The sequence below is a fragment of the Shinella yambaruensis genome (assembly GCF_022899355.1).
GTDB lineage: Bacteria > Pseudomonadota > Alphaproteobacteria > Rhizobiales > Rhizobiaceae > Shinella > Shinella yambaruensis.
The window spans coordinates 69687-89366 of sequence record NZ_JALJCK010000003.1; the positions used below are offsets into that span (position 1 = coordinate 69687).

Consider the following 19680-nt stretch of genomic DNA (forward strand, 5'->3'; position numbering starts at 1 on the left):
CCGGCTTCCCGGCGGGCCACGTCCGCGGCGGCATGGACCACAATTCGCTGTTCCCGAAACGCGGAACGGCTCAGTTGACACCCGGCAGTGCGTCGAAATTCAGGTTCTGCCCGCTGTCGACGGGCGGCAGTTCGCCGCCCCGCTCCACGCCCTCCTCCGGCGAAACCGGAAGGCGGCGGCGTTCCGCCTCTTCCTCCGCCCGGCGGGCCTCATCCGCCGCGCGCTGCTCGGCGCGGCGGCGGGCCTGTTCCTCGACCTCCAGCAGGCGGCGTGCGTCGTCCGCGGCCTTGCGGCGAGCGCTTTCGGCCGCTTCCGCCGCTTCCCGCGCGGTCAGTTCCTGCTCGGCGCGCGCGCGCGCCTCCGCACGACGACGCTGCTCTTCCTCCATCTGCAGGCGCATCGCCTCGGCCAGTGCGGCCCGCGCCTCGGCGCGCGAACGATAGAGGGCCGCCTCGCGCCTGAGCCGCTGCTTTTCCAGCACGTTGGCCTGCAGGGTCTCCACCCGGCGGCGTTCCGTCTCGAAGCGCCGCAGCGAGAGGTAATTGGCGAGCGGCTGCACGTCGAGCGCAACACCCGGCGCCTCCACGAGGCCGCGATAGTCAAGCACCACTTCGGGCTCCGCGCCCGCCAGTGCCTCCTCGCCGGCCGCGTAGGTGACGGACAGCCGGCCCGCCATCGCATCGCCGGCAAGGTCAATATCCGCATCGCCGGAGAAACCGGCCCTGCCATCTCCTACCGTCACGCTCTGGACGCGCAGCTTGCCGCCGGCAAGCGCGAAGGGCATGCGCACCGTGCCCAGCGCCGCCTCGCCCTTGAGGATCGCATCCGCCGCGAACCCGGCGACGCGCTCGGGCGTGATATCACCCTCGATACCGTCGGCCGCCGTCAGCAGCGCCGGCAGCGCGCCGGTATCGAGCCCGCGCAAGGTGAGATCAGAGAGCCGCGCCTCGCCCGAGCCGCTGGCGCCCTCAACCATGGCGCGCACGCTTTTGCCGGAGGCGTCGACGGCCAGTGTCACATCCGCCTTGCCCATGGCGACGGCGCCCTGCGGGCCGCTCCAGACGATCCTTGCCAAATCGGCGCCGGAAAGCTCCGCCCGTGCCTCGAACAGGCCGTTCTCCTCCGCATTGGCGACCTTGAGCCGTCCGGCAAGCCGGCCGCCCAGCCAGTCGCCCGCCATGTCGGTCAGCGCCAGTTCGCCCCCCTTCCAGACGAGGTTGCCCGAAAATCCCTCCACCGCGCCGTAGAGCCCCGGCCAGAACGCCCCGGCCTGCAGCGCGACGGACACATCGGCGGCATCCTGAAGCGGCTGCACGAGCGGCGCGGTGTTCAGCCCGCCGTCAAGGGGATCCGTCACCGGCCCGGCGACAGCCTCGGCGAGGAAGGCGAAATCGACCGTATCGAAGCGCAGCGCGCCCGTTCCCTTGAGCGTCGCCGCCGTGCGGTCGAGCGTCAGGCGGCCGGAAAAGGCATTGCGGTCGGCCTCCCCGGCAATGTCGGTGATCGTGATGGCCTCGGCGCTCGTGGCGACGGACGCCTGCAGGGCAAGCGGCAGGCCGGCGCCGGCCTGCGGCACGGCGATGCCGTTCATCATCAGATAGGGCTCGATGTCGTCGCTTTTCACCGAAAGCGCGAGCGCACCGGCCGGGAAACCGGCGGCGGAGAGCGCGGCCGTGCCCTTGATGGAGATCGTCGTGCTGCCCGCGTTGAAGGCCGCAGAGACATCGGCCGGACCGTCCTCCGGCTGCGTCACGCGGAAGGTGACGCTGCCGTCGGGGTCCGCATCGAAGGGCAATGGGTCGAGCCCGACCTGCCCGGCCAGCACGACCGACTGCGGATTGAAGATGCTGCCTTCAAGCTCGAAATTGCGTCCCACCAGCAGGTCGGCGGGTGTCGCGGCGGAGAATCTCATCTCGACCCGCCCGTCATTGACCGGGCCGCTGAGCGTCAGCGTCGCCGGATTCTCCGCCCCTGAGACGGCCAGGCGGACGGCGAGGTCCGCATTGTCGTAATAGCCGGAATTGGCAAGGAAACGGGCGAGCACGGGATGGGCCGGCAAGTGCCGCGCCAGCAGCTCGGCCACCGGACGCATCGCGGCCGCCTTCACCCTCACGTCGAGCCCGGCGCTCGGCGCAAGAAGCGAGCCCCCGAGCGTGCCGCTGGCCGAGACGGCCGCGCCGTCCAGCGAGGCGATGTTGAGGCGGCTCAGCGTCAGAAGGCCATCCTTGACGGACAGCGCCGCGTTGACGCCGGAGGCGCTTTCGCCGAAGGCGAGGAAACGATCGGCCTTGACGTCAAGCGCGATCGAATGATCCAGCACGGTCGAAAGCGAGGCATCGCCCGCGACAAGGCCGACAAGCGCCTGGAGCGATTCCAGCGCGACTTCGTTGCCGCGCAATTGCAGCGACAGGGTGGGCGCGGCGTCCGCGCGCGATTCCCGCTCGATACGCCCGAGCAGCGAGGCGCCGCCGATGGCGATTTCGAGGTTTTCGAAGCGCTGCAGTTCGTCGGTGAGGCTCACTTCGGCGGAAAAGCCCGCCGTCTTGAGCTTGCGGATTTCCGGATCCACGGATCCGGCAAGCCATGTCGCCAGCCCCGACGGCTGGTTCGAGGCGACCAGCAGGTCGCCGACGAAGCCGCGGTTCTGCCTGAGCGTCAGCCGGCCCTTGGCCTCCAGCGTGGTGCGGCCGGGCAGAAGCGCATCCGCCCGGTCGATCCGCCAGCCCTCGCCGTCCGGCTTCACGTCGAGACGCACCTCGCGCACCGTCGTGTCGCCGACCACCACGGCCGGCAGGAACAGGCTGGCGCGGCCGGGCACCTGCGGGATCGGGATGTCGGCGGCGATCGCCAGCAGCGCCTGGAGCCGCTGGCGGGCGGAAACCTGCGGGTTGCGGCCGGTCTTGCCCCCCTCGCCGTTGTTGCCGATGCGCGAGACGTCGATCTGCTGGCCGTCGGCGATCAGGAGGAACTCCGGTGCGCGGCCGGTGTCGAGCGTCGCCTCGCCCGTCACCACATAGGGGTCCTCGTGCGGGCCGGCCTCGAGGCGATAGTCCGGAACGCGGATGCGCTCGTTGGAAAGCTCGAATTTTCCGGCGACGCGGATCGGATCGGCCGGCCCCTCACCCTTCGGCCGCGGCTTTTCCGCGATGGTGAAGTCGCCGTGATATTGCGGGCGGAAATCGACGACCTTCAGCGCACCGTCGAGATCGGCGGTGAAGGCGAGCCGGTCGGGCACGATGCGGGCGCGCAGGGAAAGCGCGCCGTTCTCCGCCTGGCCGCTCGAAAGCTGGAAGGCCCCGCTCTCGCCATCGAGCGCCGCGCGCCCGTCGATGCGCCACGGGCCGGCGAGCGACTTTGCCGAGACCTGCGCATCAAGGCCGGTGACATGGCGGGTGCGACCGGTCTGCGCATCGACGAATTCGATCTCGCCGCCGGTGATCGCGACATTTTCGAGGATGACAGTGCGGGCCGGGATATCGGACTTGCGGCCACGCGCCCAGTCCAGCGTGCCGTCCTCGAAAAGCCTGATGCGCGCCTTCGGCTCCTCGATGCGCATGTCGAAGATCAGCGCCTCGCCGGAGAGGAACGGCGCCAGTTCCGCATCCATGGAGAAGCGCGCCACCTCGACCAGCGGCTGCCCGTCCTCGGGCGCCCCGACACGCACGTCGTTGAGCGTCACGGAGGGGAACGGGATCAGGCGGGCATCGACGCTGCCATGCACCACGACGGTGCGGCCCATGATGCGGCTCGCCTCGCGCTCGAAATCCTGGCGGAAGCTGGTCCAGTCGACGAAGAGCGGCGCGAGCAGCGCCGCAAAGAGCGCCACGACCACCAAGCCGCCAACGAAGAGCATGATTCTCGAAAGCACGCCGCCTGCCTTGAATTTCGTTTCACCGCCTCAGGATAACGACTAATTGCCCGAGAGGGTCGAAAAAATCTTGCCGGGGTTCAGAATGTTGTCCGGATCGAGCGCCTGCTTGATCTGCCGCATCAGCTGGACCGTGCCGCCGAGCTCGCCCGGCAGGAAGGCCTGCTTGCCCTGGCCGATGCCGTGTTCGCCGGTGCAGGTGCCGTCCATGGCGAGCGCCCGGGCATTGAGCCGGCCGACGAAGGCCTCCACCTCGGTGACATGCGCCGGGTCCTTGTCGTCGAAGACGAGGCTGACATGGAAATTGCCGTCGCCGGCATGGCCGACGATCGGCGCCAGGAGCCCGTGCTCCTCGATGTCGACCTCCGTTTCGGCCACGCAGTCGGCAAGGCGCGAGATCGGCACGCAGACATCGGTCGCGATCGCCTCCCAGCCGGGTCGCAGCGCCTTGGCCGACCAGTAGACATTGTGCCGCGCCTTCCAGAGCTTCGCGCGCTCCTCGGCGTCCGCGCTCCACTGGAACGTCCCGCCGCCGCATTCGGCGGCGATCGCGCCGAACTCCTCCGACTGCAGGCGCACGCTGTCCTCGTTGCCGTGGAACTCGACGAAAAGCGTCGGCTGCTCCGGCAGCGTCAGGCCGGAATAGGCGTTGCAGGCCTTGATCTGCAGCGTGTTGACGAGCTCGATGCGGGCGACGGGAATGCCGAGCTGGATGGTCATGATGACGGCATTGCAGGCGTCCTTCAGCGTCGGGAAGCCGCAGATGCCGCCGGCGATGACCGAGGGGATACCCTGGAGGCGCAGCGTGATCGAGGTGAGCACGCCGAGCGTGCCCTCGGCGCCGACGAAGAGCCGCGTCAGGTCGTAGCCGGCGGAGGATTTTCGTGCGCGGCGGGCGGTGCGGATCTCCTCGCCGGTGGCCGTGACGGCGGTCACGGCGAGCACATTGTCCTTCATCGTACCGTAGCGCACCGCATTGGTGCCCGAGGCGCGCGTCGAGGTCATGCCGCCGATCGAGGCATTCGCGCCGGGATCGATCGGGAAGAACAGGCCGGTATCGCGCAGGTAGACGTTCAGCTCCTCGCGCGTGATGCCGGGCTCGACGGTGCAGTCGAGGTCTTCGGCATTGACCTCCAGCACCCGCTTCATGTTGCTGAAATCAATGGAGATGCCGCCGTTCGGCGCGTTCACCTGCCCCTCCAGCGAGGAGCCCGTGCCGAAGGGGATGACCGGCACCTTCAGTTCGGCGCAAAGGGAGACGACGGCCTTCACCTCGTCGGCATTCTCGACGAAGACGACGCCGTCCGGCAGCTGGGCGGGAATATAGGTGGTGGTGTGCGCATGCTGGGCACGGATCGCCGCGCCCGTCTGGAACCGCGCCCCGAATCGCCCGGCAAGACGCGGCAGCGCCGCGGCGATGCCCTCCTCGTTGCGCGTGCCGCCCGTGATATCCGCCAAAGCCATCGTAAGGTCCTCAATTCCGTGAGGATTTACTCAGCAAATTGGCGGGCGGCTGTCCAGCCGCAATTGCGCGCAGGATGCAAGTCTTGGTAGCCCCTCATCCGGCCTGCCGGCCACCTTCTCCCCGCAAGCGGGGCGAAGGGATATGCTGCACCGATTTCCCCAACAAATACCCGTTCGTCAGGCAAGTCCCCTCTCCCCGCTTGCGGGGAGAGGGTTATGGTGAGGGGCAACTCGCCACAGGGCGGATAGCGCCGTGAGGCTTCACTCCGCCGCCTGCGGCAGGGCTTCCGCCGGCGGCGGCAACGCCTCGTCCTTGCGCTTGCCGAGCGTCTCGGCATGGGCAAGCTCGGCGGCGAGGCGCTTTTCCTCGTCGGCATGCGGGCTGGTGAAGCCGGCGATGACGAGATAGGCGACGGGCGTCAGGTAGAGCGTGACGACGGTGGCAAGGCCGAGGCCGCCGACCAGCACCCAGCCGAGCGAGATGCGCGCCTCCGCGCCCGCCCCGCTGGCGAGGATCAGCGGCAGGGCGCCGACGACGGTGGCGATCATTGTCATCAGGACCGGGCGCAGGCGGATGTTCGAGGCGTCTTCGATGGCGCTGCGGATATCCTGCCCGCGGTCGCGCAGCTGGTTGGCGAACTCGACGATCAGGATGCCGTTCTTCGCCATGATGCCGACGAGCAGCACGAGCCCGATCTGGCTGTAGATGTTCAGCGTCGTTCCCGTCATGATCATCGCGAAGACGGCGCAGGCAAGCCCCAGCGGCACCGTCACCATGATGATGATCGCGCTGACGAAGCTCTCGAACTGCGCGGCGAGCACGAGGAAGATGATGGCGAGCGCGAAGCCGAAGGTGATGAAGAGCCCGTTCGAATTCTCCTGCAGCGTCGCCGCTTCCGCCATGGGCAGCACGCGGGAACCTTCCGGCAGCAGCGGCGCGGCCATCTCCTGAACCATGGAAAGCGCCTCGCCGAGCGCCAGACCGTCCTTCAGGCCGGCGGAAAGCGAGACGGCGCGCAGCTGCTGTTCGCGCGAAAGCTGCGGGGCGACGGCCTTCTCCTCCAGCGAGGCGATGGACGACATGGGCACGATCTTGCCGTCGCCGGTCTTCAGGAAGATGTTCTCCAGGTCCATCGGGTCGTTGATCGGCTGCGTCGTCGAGGACAGCTTGACGGGATAGGCCTGCCCCTCGACATAGATGTCGACGACGCTCGTGCCTTCCAGCATGGCCTGCAAGGCCGCGGAAAGACCGGTGATGTCGATGCCGAGATCGGCGGCGCGCTCGCGGTTGACGGTCACGGAAAGCTGCGCCTGGTTGGCCTCGTAGTTCAGCCGCACGTTCTGGAAGCGCCCGCTGTCCTCGATCTGGCGCACGAGTTCGGCGGCCGCATTGCCGAGCTTGGTGTAGTCGTTGCCGACCAGCGCGACCTGCAGGCCGTTGCCGGCGCCGCGGATGCCGAGGCTGTTCGGCTGCATGGCGAAGGCGCGCACCGAGGGCACGGCGCCGACCGCCGCGTTGATGTCCTGCACGATCTGCTGCTGCGTGCGCTCGCGCTCGCCCCAGGGCGCCAGCGTCAGCACCATGAAGCCGCTGTTCGTCGAGCCGCCCTGGCCGGAGATCGAGAAGATGTTGACGATCTCGCCGCTGTTGTAGAGCGGGCGCAGCTTGTTCTCGATCAGCTTCATCTGGTCCTGCGCATATTCCAGCGACACGCCCTGCGGCGCGTTCACGCGCAGCATGACCATGGACCGGTCCTCGCTCGGCGTCAGCTCGGACTTGATGGTGAAGAAGGAGGTGGCGCCCGCCGCGGTGAAGATGAGCGCCACGACGAAGACGATGAAGGGCGCGCCGAGGCAGGCATGCAGCGTCGAGCGGTAGAGGCGCGAGGCCGCGCCGCCGATGCGGGCGAGAAGGCCCGTATGCGCGTGCGTCATGTCCTTGGTCAGCATGCGCGAGGCCAGCATCGGGCACAGCGTCAGCGCCACGAAGGAGGAGAGCAGGATGGCGAAGGCGAGCACGAAGCCGAATTCGCGGAAGAGACGCCCCGCCTGCCCGGGCAGGAAGGAAAGCGGGATGAACACGGCGGCGAGCGTCGCCGTCGTGGCGATGACGGCGAAGAACACCTCCAGCGTGCCGAGGATGGCGGCCGCGCGCGGCTTCAGGCCTTCGGCCCGGCGGCGCACGATGTTTTCGAGGACGACGATCGCGTCGTCCACCACGAGACCCGTCGCCAGCACGATCGCAAGCAGCGTGAGGATGTTGACGGAGAAGCCGGCCATGTAGATGGCCGCGATCGTGCCGATCAGCGCGATCGGCATGCTGATCGTCGGGATCAGCGTCGCGCGCCAGTCGAGCAGGAAAAGATAGATGACGAGCGTGACGATCGACACCGCGACGATGAGCGCGATCTCCACTTCGTGGATCGCGCCGTCGATGAAGACGGCGTCGTCGCTGGTGATCTTGATCTCGGTGCCCTCCGGCAGGATGTTGGCGAACTGCGCCACCATCTGCTTCACGCCGGCGGAGATATCGAGCGTGTTGGACTGCGCCTGGCGGATGATGCCGAGGCCGATGCCTTGCCGGCCGTTGGAGCGCAGCGCGGTGGAGCCCTCGTCCGGCCCCAGCGTCACCAGGGAGACGTCGCCGAGACGCACGCGGTTCTTCAGGATCAGGTTTTCGAAGTCGGCAGGCGTTTCCAGATCCGCCGTCGCGCGCACGGTGATGTCCTGGCTCTGGCTCTTCAGCGAGCCGGCGGGCACGTCGAAGGCGGCCGTCGCCAGCGCGTTGCGCAGGTCCGCGACCGTAAGGCCGCGCGCGGCGAGCTTCGACTGGTCGACGTCGACGCGGAAGATCTTCTCCTGGTCGCCATAGACGGCGACATCGGCAACGCCCTCCACGGAGGCGAGCCGGTCGGTGATCTCGTTTTCGGCAAGAAGCGTCAGGTCCTCGAGCGAGAGCGTGTCCGAGGTGAGCGCCAGGCGCATGATCGGCTGGCTGTCCGCATCCGCCTTGACGACGCGCGGTTCGTCGGCCCCGTCGGGGATCTGGTTCGCCACGCGGCCGAGCGCGTCGCGCACGTCGTTGGCGGCCTGGTTGACGTCGGTCGTGTCGGAGAATTGCAGGGTGACGCGGCTGCGGCCGAAGGAAGAGGACGAGGAAATGTCCTTGATGCCCTGGACGCGCGAGACGGCGCCCTCGATCACATCGGTCAGCTCGCGGTCGACGGTTTCCGGCGAGGCACCGTCGAACGTCGTGGAGACGCTGATCACCGGCTGGTCGACGGAGGGCAGCTCGCGGATCTCCACACCGTTGAACGCCGCAAGTCCGGCGACGACGATCAGCGTGTTGAGCACGAGGGCGAAGATCGGCCGGCGGATGAAGAGCGCGGTGAACCCCGCCTTGCCGGATGTATCCAGTCCGCTTGCCCCGCCCGACATTACGAGCCCTCCGACACGGAGGACGTCACCTGGCCGTCCTGCTCGGCCACGGTGCGCACCGCGCCGCCCGGCCTCAGCGTCTGCACGCCTTCGGTGACGATCTGGTCGCCCTCGGCGATCTCGGCCTTCACGAGAACCTTGTCCGGATTGCGCTGCACGATATGGACCGGCACGCGCTCGACCGTCTCGCCCTTCACCCGCCAGACATAGGAGCCTTCGGCGCTCCACAGCACGGAAAGCGGATCGACGCTCGGATAGAGGTCGCCGGCAAAGCGCATGGTCACCTGGAAGGACATGCCCGCGCGCAGGAGGTCCTCGGGATTGTCGATCTGGGCCCGCACGCGAAGCGTCCGGCTCTCCTGGTCGATGCGGTTGTCGATGGCCTGCACCTCGCCGGTGAAGGTTTCGCCCGGCCGCGCGACCGCCGTCGCCGTCACGGCGCCGCCGACACGCACGCTCGTCGCAAACCGCTCCGGCACCCAGAAATCGACAAGGATTTCCGAACGGTCGTCGATGCGGGCGATTGCCGACGACGTGGTGACGTAATCGCCGGGATTGACGGAGATGATGCCGACGACGCCGCCATAGGGCGCGGTGATGTCGCGGCGGCGCAGCGTCAGCTCCGCGTTCTGCAAGGCGAGTTCCGCAGCCTGCAGCGCCGTCTGGGCGTCCTGCAGCTCGGCGGTACTCATGGTGGATTTCAGGTTCTCGATGCGCGTCAGCTTCTGCCGGGCGCTGTCGCGCGCCACGCGCGCCTGGTCGGCGGTGATGCGCTGCTCGTCGCTGTCGAGGCGGGCGATCACCTGCCCCTGCTCCACCCGGTCGCCGGATTTCACCAGTACTTCCGTGAGGTTCCCGGTGGCATAAGGCGTGACGGTCACCGTGCGGATCGCCTCGCCGTCGCCGATGGCGTTGAGCCGGTCGTTGACGACGGACATGGCCACAGGCTTGGTGGCGACAAGCGCCGGGCCGCCGCCGAAGCCGCCGCGGCGGCCACCTTCGCGGCCGCCCTGCGCCTCGCCTTCGCCGGCCGGCGCGATGGCCGCAACGAGCGTGCCGGGCAGGCCCGTAGCCTCCAGCGTGGCATTCGCCCCGGGCACGAAGCGACCCCAGAGCAAGACCCCGGCCGAAAGGACGCCGAGGCTTATGAGGAGCTGTTTCCAAACCCGCATGCAATCTGTCTCCGAAGGAAGCGAACCGTCACCTGTTGCGGCGCGACATAGGCCAAGTATCCCGCTTTGAAAATGAACGGGCAATGAAAGAATGTGATCATTACCGAAATGTAAGATTGGCAGGCTGCTCTGTTACCGAAATGTAAGAAAAGGCGGAGAAATCTTCCCGTCCCGCCCCTTCTGCGAGCACGCACATGACTGGACGCCTCCTGCGCTTGTGGTAGCTTTTTCCCGACCCCGGCGGCCAAGCCCTATTTCAGTATTCTTTCATCAACGCATTGAACGACAGGGGGAATTCCATGTGTGACGCCTGCGTCATCGATACCGTCAAGAACCGCATGCTTTCGAGGAGGAGCTTTTTCCGCGCCGCTGCCGCGGGCGCTGCCACGGTCGCGGCCGCAAGTTCCGGGGCGCTCAGCCCGGCGCTCGCCCAGGCGCCGACGAAGGCAACGGACCTCACCCATGAGCTCTACGAGGAATTTCCGACCTTTTTCGGGGAGCAGCAGTTCTGGCGCGAGCAGAAGTTCAATTACAAGGAACACAAGTTCAATCTCTTCGAACTGCGCGTGAACGAGCATACCGGCACCCATCTCGACGCGCCGCTGCATTTCTCCGAGGACGGCAAGTCGGTGGCGGAAATCCCGGTCTCCGATCTCGTGGTGCCGCTCGCCGTCATCGACATCCGGGAGAAGGCCGCCGCCAATGCCGATGCGCAGCTGACGCCGGACGACATCAAGGCCTGGATCGCGGCCAATGGCGAGCTGCCGGAAAAGGCCTGCGTCGCGCTGCTTTCCGGCTGGGACAAGCATCTCGGCACCGACAAGTTCCGCAATGCCGATGGCGAGGGAAAGATGCACTTCCCCGGCTTCCATGTCGAAGCGGTGCAGTATCTCGCGGAAAATTCGAGCGCGGTCGGCATCGCCGTCGATACGCTCTCGCTCGACTACGGCATCTCGCCGGATTTCGCGACGCACTATTCCTGGCTCGCCTCGGGCCACTGGGGGCTTGAGGCGGCCGCCAATCTGGGAGAGCTTCCGGCCAGGGGCGCGACCCTCATCGTCGGCGCGCCCAAGGTGCGCGGCGGCACAGGCGGCCCGACCCGCGTCATCGCGCTGGCCTGATCCCCATCCGGCCGGCGGTTCCGCCGCCGGCCCATTCACCCGGAGGAACCATGAGCACCGTCAAGCCCGCCGACGATCTGGAAGCCGACCCGCGCGTCAAGGCGGTGTTCGACGATATCCGCGCCACCCGCAAATCGGACTTCGTCAACAATATGTGGCGCTACCTCGCCTTCGACCCGGCGCTGCTGGAGCGCACCTGGGCGGAGGTGAAGGCCGTCATGGCGACGCCCTCGACGCTCGATCCGCTGGTCAAGGAAATGCTCTACATCGCCGTCTCGGTGACGAACGGCTGCAGCTACTGCGTCCATTCCCACACCGCCGCCGCGAAAGCCAAGGGCATGACGGACGGGCAATATGCCGAGCTGCTGTCCATCGTCTCGCTCGCCGGCAAGACGAACCAGCTCGCAACGGCCCTCCAGGTGCCCGTGGACGACGTCTTCGACGCGGACCGCGCAAGGGCCTGAAGGCCGCCGCTTTCCACAATCTTGCGGCCATTCTTCTTCCCCGCGGAATAAAAGCAGAACGGAAAACTGGCCTTTCGGGGCCGAATCACTACATTGAGCCGCATGATCAGCGGTTACGACGACATTCCCTTCTTCGACGAGGACCCGCAGCTCGCCGGCAAGCCCGCGGCACCGGCCAAGCCGACGGGCGGCATCGCCGCGCGCGCCATGGCGGCGCGCGATGCGCACCGGGCGCCGGATTATCTCTCCGGCCTCAACCCCGAACAGCGCGAGGCGGTGGAAACGCTCGACGGCCCCGTCCTGGTGCTCGCCGGCGCCGGCACCGGCAAGACGCGCGTGCTCACCACCCGCATCGCCCATATCCTCGCCACCGGCCGGGCCTTTCCCAGCCAGATGCTGGCCGTGACCTTCACCAACAAGGCCGCGCGCGAGATGAAGGAGCGCATCGGCCTCCTCGTCGGCGGCGCCGTCGAGGGCATGCCCTGGCTCGGCACCTTCCACTCGATCGGCGTCAAGCTGCTGCGCCGCCATGCCGAACTCGTCGGCCTCCGGTCGGATTTCTCCATTCTCGACACCGACGACGTGGTGCGGCTGATCAAGCAGATCATCCAGGCAGAAGGCATCGACGACAAGCGCTGGCCGGCCAAGCAGTTCGCCGGCATGATCGACACCTGGAAGAACAAGGGCCTCGATCCGGCGCAGATCCCCGAGGGCGACGCGCGTGCCTTCGCCAACGGCAAGGGCCGCGAACTCTACGTCGCCTACCAGAACCGCCTGAAGACGCTGAACGCCTGCGACTTCGGCGACCTCCTGCTGCACCCGATCCGCCTGTTCCGCGCCAATCCGGATGTGTTGGCCGAATACCACCAGAAATTCCGCTACATCCTCGTCGATGAGTACCAGGACACCAACACCGCGCAGTACATGTGGCTGCGCCTTCTCGCCCAGCGGCCGAAGGGCACGCCGCAGAACGTCTGCTGCGTCGGCGACGACGACCAGTCGATCTACGGCTGGCGCGGCGCGGAAGTGGACAACATCCTGCGCTTCGAGAAGGATTTCCCGGGCGCGAAGGTCATCAAGCTGGAGCGCAACTACCGCTCCACCGCCCATATCCTCGGCGCCGCCGGCCATCTCATCGCCCATAACGAGGACCGCCTCGGCAAGACGCTCTTCACCGACCGGCGCGATCCCGACGACGACAAGGTCGTCGTGCACGCCGCCTGGGATTCGGAGGAAGAGGCCCGCGCCGTCGGCGAGGAGATCGAACAGCTCCAGCGCAAGGAGCACAAGCTGAACGACATGGCGATCCTCGTGCGCGCCTCCTTCCAGATGCGCGAATTCGAAGACCGTTTCGTCACGCTCGGCCTCAACTACCGCGTCATCGGCGGCCCGCGCTTCTACGAGCGGCTCGAGATCCGCGACGCGCTCGCCTATTTCCGCCTGGTCAGCCAGCCGGCCGACGACCTCGCCTTCGAGCGCATCGTCAACACGCCCAAGCGCGGCCTCGGCGATACGACGATCCGCAACCTGCACGACTATGCGCGCGCCCGCGACATCCCCATGCTCGCCGCCGCCGCCGACATCATCGAGACGGACGAGCTGAAGCCGAAGGCGCGCAAGGCCCTCTTCGACGTCGTCACCGATTTCCGCCGCTGGCAGTCGCTGCTGGAGACCATGCCGCACACCGAGCTTGCCGAGCAGATCCTCGACGAGAGCGGCTACACCGCCATGTGGCAGGCCGACAAGTCGGCCGAGGCGCCGGGCCGCCTCGAAAACCTCAAGGAACTCATCCGTTCGATGGAGGCCTTCGAATCGATGCGCGGCTTCCTCGAACATGTCTCGCTCGTCATGGATGCCGAGCAGAACGAGAACCTCGATGCCGTCTCGATCATGACGCTGCACTCGGCCAAGGGCCTCGAATTCGAGACCGTCTTCCTGCCCGGCTGGGAGGAAGGCCTCTTCCCGCACCAGCGCTCGCTCGACGAGGGCGGCCGCTCGGGGCTCGAGGAGGAACGCCGCCTCGCCTATGTCGGCATCACGCGCGCCAAGCGCCGCTGCCATATCTGGTTCGTCTCCAACCGCCGCATCCACGGCCTCTGGCAGACGACCCTGCCCTCGCGCTTCCTCGACGAACTGCCGGAAGCCCATGTCGAGGTGGCCGAGGTCGAACAATCCTACGGCGGCTACGGCCGCGGCGGCTATGGCCAGTCGCGCTTCGACAAGCAGGAGCCTTTCCAGAACGCCTATTCGACGCCCGGCTGGCGGCGTGCCCAGGCGAACCGCACCGATGCGACGCGCGACAACTGGGGCTCACGCTCCGGCCATGCGGTCGAGCGCATCGGCTATGGCGAGAGCGGGCCGCGCGCACGCACCATCGACGGCGAGCTCGTGGCGAAATCGACCGTGAGCGAGCCGTCGAAATTTGCGATCGGCGACCGCGTCTTCCACATGAAGTTCGGCAACGGCAACGTGGCGGCGATCGAGGGCAACAAGCTGACGATCAATTTCGACCGCGCGGGCCAGAAGCGCGTGCTGGACGGCTTTGTCGAAAAGGCCTGATCGGCGGCATCTGATTATTATCGTATCCGGTCTCACCCCCCTCTGCCCTGCCGGGCATCTCCCCCTCAAGGGGGGAGATTGGATGGAGGACCGTGCCGCCAAATTACGACGTTGCTGACCAAGCAAGGTTTTCGCCTCTTGCCGATCTCCCCCCTTGAGGGGGAGATGCCCGGCAGGGCAGAGGGGGGTGCCACCGCCGCCCATGAGAGCAATCAGGCGCCGGCCTTGCGATAGAGCGCGGCGAGCTGCGTGCGGGAGGACGGCAGTTCCGGGACCACGACCAGCATGGTCACATGGCCGCGCTTGAAGGCGTTAAGGAACGGCTCGTAGTTCTGGAAGGCGACACAGCCATGCGAGCCCTTCTGGCCGCGCAGCAGGTTGGTGTGCGTCAGAAGACCCGTGCGGTTCTTCGGATCGCGACCGTCGATCGACGTCATGCGGATCGCCTCGACGCCGTGGAAGCGCCGCTCGCGCATCTTCAGGCGATAGATGCCGGCCGGCGTCGGCCCGTTCATCTTGACATGCTCATAACGCGGATTGTCGCGCATCTTGCCGATGCCGGAATGGGCACGCAGCTTCGTGCCGTCGGGCATGTAGACCGTCGCGTTGGAGACATCGTAGATCGCGACCTTCGTGCCGCGGCCCGGCCAGCCGGTACCGCTGCCGCCCTTGCTCTTGAAGAGGTCGCCGAACAGCGAGCGCTCGGGCTTGACGAGGGCGACGTCTTCCCTGTCCCTGGTCTTCGCATCCTCGCGCCTGGTGCGCGCGACGGGCTTTTCCTCCACCACCGGCTTTTCGATGGTGACCGTCTCCAGCGCGGGCTTTGCCTCCGGCAGCGGGATCTGGCCGAGAAGGTTTTCCTCCTCCGCCTCCGGCTTCTGCATGACGAGGCCGAAGGGCTGGATGTCCTTGCGGGCGGAAACGTCCTCGACGAGCGCCGTCACCATGGTCGGCTGGCCGGTGATCCGCTTTTCGTCTTCCACGGAACGCTCGGCGCGGGCGATGGCCGCCTCGATCATCGCCGCCTTCGCCTTCTCCCGCTTGACGGCGGCGGCGAGCTGAATGGAAATCCGGCGCTGATGGGCGACCTGGATGGCCTCCGCGGTCAATTGCTTCTGGCGCAGCTCGCTTTCCGACGGCGACGAGAGCCGCGAAAACTTCGCGACCTTCACCATGCGCTCGGTGTGGTTCTTCTCCGTTGAAACGGGTTTGCCGTGAAGGGAAGCGGCCATTGTCTTCTTGCCCTCGGAAAGCAGGGAAGCCGCGTCCTGCATTGCGCCGAGCGTCGAGACGACAGCCCAGGCGGAACCGGCGACGACGCCGCAAGCCAGGAACGTGCTGAGAAGGATACCCCCCCGGCGGGATTTCGACGCGGAACGCGCGGAACTGTATACAGACGCCATGATACTCGTTACCCGATACTCGTTACTCGACGCGGCCGCGGAAAACACGCTCCGGAAGCCGTTACGCTTGCGGCAGGCGGCGGGATCACGCGTCCCGGGCTTCTGCCGAACGAGCAAAGAATGGCGAAATATGGTAAGCAATTCCTAAACGGCGCCTCGCGTTTTTGAAGGAGTCTGCCGGACGGTCCTCAACATCCGGCAAAGCTGCCTTTCACGAGAATGCGGCGCGGGCGTGTCGAAAGTCCGCGTATCCCTAGAACTGGGGATGCCGGGAAAGCCAGTCGGTGGCCGCCTCGTAGCGCGCGGCGGCGGCCAGCACGTCGCGGTCGGCCCGCGGGCGGCCGATGATCTGGATGCCGGCGGGCAATCCGTTCGCGCCGAAACCGGCCGGCATGGCGGCGACGGGAAGGCCGGCCAGCGTCGGGCCTATGACCACCTCCATCCAGCGATGATAGGTATCCATCGCCCGCCCCGCGATCGCCTTCGGCCAGTCGAGCCCGGCCTCGAAGGGGAAGACCTGGGCGGAGGGCAGGATCAGGAAATCGTAGCGTTCGAAGAGGCCGGAGATGTGGCGCTGCCAGTCGCTGCGGCCGAGCGAGGCGGCATAGACCTCCGCCGCCGAGAGGTTCCGGCCGTTCTCGATTTCCCAGATCATCTCCGGCTTCATGCGTGCGCGCCGGTCCGGATCGGCATAGTCGGCCGCCTGGCCGTTGGCGACGAGGAAATGGCGCAGCGTGCGCCAGGTCTGCCAGAGCCGCGCCATGTCGAAGCCCGGCGGCACCTCCTCCACGCGGCATCCAAGCCGCCGGAAGACGTCGAGCGAGGCGCGGCAAAGCTCCAGCACGCCGGGCTCGAAGGGAAGGTAGCCGTCGAAATCGCCGAGCCAGCCGATGCGGGCGCCGGAGAGATCGTGGTCGGCATCGAACGCGAGGTCATCGTCGGGAAGCGACAGCGGGTCGCGCGGATCGTGGCCGGATTGCGTCGCCAGGAGGGCGGCGACATCGGCGACGCTGCGCCCCATCGGGCCGTTGACCGCGAGCTGGCCGAGGAAGAGCTCGGTGTTGAGCGAGGGCACCCGGCCGAAGGACGGGCGGAAGCCGACGACATTGTTGAAGCCGGCGGGATTGCGCAGCGAGCCCATCATGTCGCTGCCGTCGGCGACCGGCAGCAGCCGGGCCGCCAGCCCCGCCGCCGCGCCGCCCGAGGAGCCGCCGGCACTCCTGCCGGTATCGTAGGGATTGCGCGTGACGCCGAAGACCGGATTGTAGGTGTGCGAGCCGAGGCCCATTTCCGGCGCATTGGTCTTGCCGATGACGATGGCGCCGGCCGCCCGGATGCGCTCGACATGGATGTCGTCGTAGTCGGGCACGAAATCCGCATAGTTGGCCGAACCGAAGGAGCAGAGGATGCCCTTCGCCTCGGAAAGGTCCTTCACCGCGAAAGGCATGCCGTGCAGCCAGCCGCGATGGTCCCCCGCCGCAAGCGCCCGGTCCGCCGCCTCCGCCTCGGCCAGCAGCACATCGGCCGGGCGCAGGCTGACAAGGGCGTTGAGGCGCGGGTTGATCGCCTCGATGCGGGAAAGATAGGCCGCCATGACGCTGCGGCAGTCGAGCCGGCGCTCGGCGATGGCGGCGGAAAGGGCAAGGGCGGAAAGGTCGGTGATGTCCTGCAAGGTCGGCTCCGGCATTCGTCTGGAACAGAGCTAGCAGGCGGAAGGAAGGAGCGCCAGCCCGGTCCTAGCCGGGCGGGACGCCCTGACGGAAGGCGAGCGCGAAGAAACCGACGGCGGCGAGCGAGCCGACCGTGCGCACGTGGTTCCACATCGTCCAGACGCCGAGATAGCGCTGCCAGAGGGCCGCCTGTTCAGGGCTGCCGACGGGTGCGGCGGCGAGCGCCTCGTTGAGCGGCACGTTGAAGACGATCGTCACGCCGATGACGGCGAGGAGGAAGACGACGCCACCCGCCGCAGCCAGCAGGCCGCCGGCTCCGCCCTGCAGGAAGCCGAAGACCGCCAGCACCAGCGACAGCAACGCCCCGCCGAAGAAGGCCGAGAAGAACCAGGGGTTCTGAATGACGGCATTGATGGCGTTCATCGCCGCTGCCCCTTCCGCCGGCGAAAGGCGGGTGAAGGCCGCCATGATGCAGACCGAGAAGATGAAGAACAGCCCGGCATTCAGCGCCGCGGCGAGAATGGAAAGGAAGGTCAGGATGGGAAAGGCGCTTGCCATGGTCGGGTCCTCCAGAAGCCGTTTCGTCCGCATCACGGGCGCGTTAAAAAATCGCGTGGCGGTCGGTCGGCCCCGCGCGCGGCATCGCCGCCCGAAAATATGAGTAATCCTCATATTTGCAAAATGTGAGGAATGCTCGTATTTGTCAAGACCAATCGAACGTCCTCTTGGAAAGACCGATGGCCGAACCGCAGACGCGCCGTGCACCGACCCAGAAGCGCAGCCGCGAACGGGTGGACGCCATCCTCGCCAATGCAACGGACATGATCGCGCAGGCGGGCAGCGACGCCCTGCGCATGAGCGAGCTCGCCCAGCGCACGGGCATCTCGATCGGCTCGCTCTACCAGTATTTTCCCGACAAGAGCGCGGTGGTGCACGCGCTTGCCGAACGCTGCAACGCGGAAAGCCGCGCCTGCATCGCCGAAGGCCTTGCCGCCGTCGGCAGCATGGAGGCGCTTGCCGACGCCTTCGGCAGCCTGATCGACACCTATTACGCGATCTTCCTCGCCGAGCCGGTCATCCGCGACATCTGGTCCGCCGTGCAGGCGGACGGGGCGCTGCGGGCCATGGAGGTGGAGGAGAGCCGCCGCAACGGCGCCCTGCTCGCCGCCCGGCTGCGGATGCTGCGCCCCACGGCCGATGCCGCCCGGATCGAGGCGGCCGCCCTCCTCGTCATGCATCTCGGCGAGGCGACGATGCGCCTTGCCGTCTCGGTCGACCGGGCGGAAGGCGACAGGCTGGTCGCGGCCTACAAGCGCATGGCGATCCGGGAGCTGACGGCGCTGTAGCCTATCGGGCGCGCCGCGCCTCCAGCACCTCGGCCGCCTCCAGCAGCGTGGCGAAGAGATAGGCGATCTTGTCGCTGCGCGTATCGCCGTACCAGATCTGCGGCACCATCACGCGGAAGCGCGTTTGGAGCAGATCGGCCAGCGCCTCGGTGTCGCCCATCCACTCCAGCATGTCGGCATAGAGGTTCATCACGCTCGGCGCGGGAAAGCGCGACAGGAGGTCCTCGAAGCCCTGTTTCGCCATGTCCGGATCGCAGAGCGTATCGGCAAGCGCGTGGTCGCCGACATCGGTGTTGGCCTGCTGGATCAGCGCGTAGAAGCCGAGGCCGAAACGATCCTGCGTCAGCGCCACCGCCCGGCGGGCAAAATCCTCGAGGTCCTGCGCATCGCGCCCCAGCCAGCGCGGCATGATCATGCGGGCATGCGATCGGCAGAGATCGATATTGTAGCGATCGAGCTGCCAGGCCTGTTCGAAGCGCGCCGTGAATGTCTCGAAATCGCCGTCATTGGCCGAGCGGCGGTAGTCGCTCATCCGCCAGCTGAAATTGTCCGGGTCGGCCTGGCTGTCGAGCACGGCGTCCGCCGTCTCCAGCAGCGCCTCGCAGCTCTGCCGCTGCTCCGCCTGGACGAGGTGCCCATAGGCGGTGCCGCGCTGAACGAAGGCCGCCACGCGCAGCGCATCGGCATAGGTCGCGGCGGAAAAGGCCGACGGGCTGCGTTGGAAGAAGGCCCGGAAAGGCTCCAGCATGGCGACATGCGCCGGCGCCTCGTCTTCCGGCAGTTCCAGGAACGGTTCGACGAACCATTCCTTCACCAGCGAATAGAGCGGCCGGCCGCTTTCCGTGATGACGCCGCTCGCCCGCGCCGCCTCGAAGGCCCGCTGGTAGGCCTCGAAATCGCCGTTGCGCCAGGCGGAGCGCATGGCGTCGCGCTGCGGCACGAGGGCCGGTATCTCGTCGTGGAGATCGACGAGATAGAGGTCGTAGTCGCGCACCAGCCGCTCTTCCGGGGACAGCAGTTCCTGCGGCGCGGCGCTCGCCCGACCGAGCATCCTGGTGCGCAGAGCGGCAAGAATATCCTTGAAAACCATGTCGATCCGCTTTCTCAGCCCCGGCATGCCTGCATTCCGCCCGCATGCGGCGGGAACCAGCGGAAGACGGTTGCAGCCGGGCGGC

12 protein-coding genes are annotated in these 19680 nt (G+C 67.4%); 4 read left to right on the plus strand and 8 right to left on the minus strand.

All coding sequences use genetic code 11. The features are described from left to right. Positions 1 to 70: 70 nt before the first annotated feature. From MUU56_RS07625 to MUU56_RS07640, 4 genes are all read right to left on the minus strand, one after another. Complete coding sequence (locus MUU56_RS07625; RefSeq protein ID WP_244766725.1) at positions 71 to 3868, minus strand: AsmA family protein; 3798 nt, start codon at positions 3866 to 3868, stop codon at positions 71 to 73. A 42-nt stretch (positions 3869 to 3910) separates the two neighbouring features. Further along, positions 3911 to 5332 (minus strand): FAD-binding oxidoreductase, encoded by a 1422-nt coding sequence (locus MUU56_RS07630; RefSeq protein WP_244766726.1) that lies wholly within the window; start codon positions 5330 to 5332, stop codon positions 3911 to 3913. A 261-nt stretch (positions 5333 to 5593) separates the two neighbouring features. Continuing rightward, the gene (locus tag MUU56_RS07635) at positions 5594 to 8770 is read right to left on the minus strand and encodes an efflux RND transporter permease subunit (protein WP_244766727.1); all 3177 of its coding nucleotides are present in this window, start codon (positions 8768 to 8770) and stop codon (positions 5594 to 5596) included. Beyond that, positions 8770 to 9942 carry an efflux RND transporter periplasmic adaptor subunit gene (locus MUU56_RS07640; RefSeq protein ID WP_244766728.1) on the minus strand — a complete coding sequence of 391 codons (1173 nt, stop codon included), beginning with the start codon at positions 9940 to 9942 and terminating at the stop codon, positions 8770 to 8772. Before MUU56_RS07640 ends, MUU56_RS07635 begins: the two co-directional genes overlap by 1 nt. 299 nt (positions 9943 to 10241) lie before the next feature. On the opposite strand from MUU56_RS07640, the gene MUU56_RS07645 reads away from it, so the two are divergent. The 3 genes from MUU56_RS07645 (at position 10242) to MUU56_RS07655 (ending at position 14086) form a co-directional block, all read left to right on the plus strand. After that, complete coding sequence (locus MUU56_RS07645) at positions 10242 to 11063, plus strand: cyclase family protein (RefSeq protein WP_244766729.1); 822 nt, start codon at positions 10242 to 10244, stop codon at positions 11061 to 11063. Positions 11064 to 11113: 50 nt separating this feature from the next. Then, the gene (locus tag MUU56_RS07650) at positions 11114 to 11527 is read left to right on the plus strand and encodes a carboxymuconolactone decarboxylase family protein (RefSeq protein WP_244766730.1); all 414 of its coding nucleotides are present in this window, start codon (positions 11114 to 11116) and stop codon (positions 11525 to 11527) included. Positions 11528 to 11629: 102 nt separating this feature from the next. Next, the gene (locus MUU56_RS07655) at positions 11630 to 14086 is read left to right on the plus strand and encodes an ATP-dependent helicase (protein ID WP_244767143.1); all 2457 of its coding nucleotides are present in this window, start codon (positions 11630 to 11632) and stop codon (positions 14084 to 14086) included. A gap of 212 nt (positions 14087 to 14298) precedes the next feature. On the opposite strand, the gene MUU56_RS07660 is transcribed toward MUU56_RS07655, so the two are convergent. From MUU56_RS07660 to MUU56_RS07670, 3 genes are all read right to left on the minus strand, one after another. Continuing rightward, complete coding sequence (locus tag MUU56_RS07660; protein WP_244766731.1) at positions 14299 to 15489, minus strand: DUF2778 domain-containing protein; 1191 nt, start codon at positions 15487 to 15489, stop codon at positions 14299 to 14301. A gap of 253 nt (positions 15490 to 15742) precedes the next feature. Then, on the minus strand, positions 15743 to 17161 hold the full coding sequence (locus MUU56_RS07665) for an amidase (RefSeq protein WP_244766732.1): 1419 nt from the start codon (positions 17159 to 17161) through the stop codon (positions 15743 to 15745). Positions 17162 to 17225: 64 nt separating this feature from the next. Further along, positions 17226 to 17717: an anthrone oxygenase family protein gene (locus tag MUU56_RS07670; RefSeq protein ID WP_244767144.1), complete on the minus strand. Its 492-nt coding sequence runs from the start codon at positions 17715 to 17717 to the stop codon at positions 17226 to 17228. A gap of 179 nt (positions 17718 to 17896) precedes the next feature. On the opposite strand from MUU56_RS07670, the gene MUU56_RS07675 reads away from it, so the two are divergent. Further along, complete coding sequence (locus MUU56_RS07675; protein WP_244766733.1) at positions 17897 to 18505, plus strand: TetR/AcrR family transcriptional regulator; 609 nt, start codon at positions 17897 to 17899, stop codon at positions 18503 to 18505. 1 nt (position 18506) lies between these two features. On the opposite strand, the gene MUU56_RS07680 is transcribed toward MUU56_RS07675, so the two are convergent. Then, a complete protein-coding gene (locus MUU56_RS07680) occupies positions 18507 to 19622 on the minus strand; it encodes a hypothetical protein (protein ID WP_244766734.1) in 1116 nt (371 codons plus the stop codon). Positions 19623 to 19680 lie beyond the last annotated feature (58 nt).